At 70.6% G+C, this 545-nt stretch carries 1 protein-coding gene; it reads left to right on the top strand.

Features of this window, described 5'->3' with window-relative positions; translation table 11 throughout:
* On the top strand, nucleotides 1–545 hold a 545-nt coding region (locus tag G3I71_RS46250; RefSeq protein WP_164324933.1), incomplete at both ends, for an ABC transporter substrate-binding protein.

Here is a 545-nt window from a genome sequence, read left to right as displayed (position 1 = left end):
TGTTCAACGACTCGTACGGCACGTCGCTGCGCGACGTCGTCGAGGGGGTCGTGGGCGAGGCCGGCGGCACGGTCGTGTACGGCACGTCGGGCCAGGAGTTCGACCCGGCCGAGACCAACTTCGCGACGATCGTCGCGGACGCGATCGCCGCGGGACCGGACGCGATCGCGATCCTCGCGTTCACGGACCAGACGCCCGCGATCGTGCGTGAGCTCGCCGCGCAGGGCTGGGACATGAGCAAGACGTACTTCGTCGACGGCAACCTGCAGAACTTCGGCACCGAGGGTGACACCGGGTTCCCGGCCGGCACGCTCGAGAACGCGCAGGGCACCCTGCCGGGCGCGTACCCGTCGGAGGAGTTCCAGGGCCGCATGCTCGAGGTCGACCCCGGTCTCAAGGACTACTCGTACGGCCCCGAGTCGTACGACGCGACCATGCTCGTGGCGCTCGCGGCCCTCAAGGGCGGTGCGTCCGACGGCGAGACGATCCAGGCCAACATGGCGGCCGTCTCGGGTGCGGACGGCGGCACCGAGTGCACCGGCTGG

Source organism: Streptomyces sp. SID12501 (genome assembly GCF_010550245.1).
GTDB lineage: Bacteria > Actinomycetota > Actinomycetes > Streptomycetales > Streptomycetaceae > Streptomyces.
The sequence above is the reverse complement of the archived record's forward strand: the minus strand, read 5'-3'. Positions and strand labels throughout refer to the sequence as shown.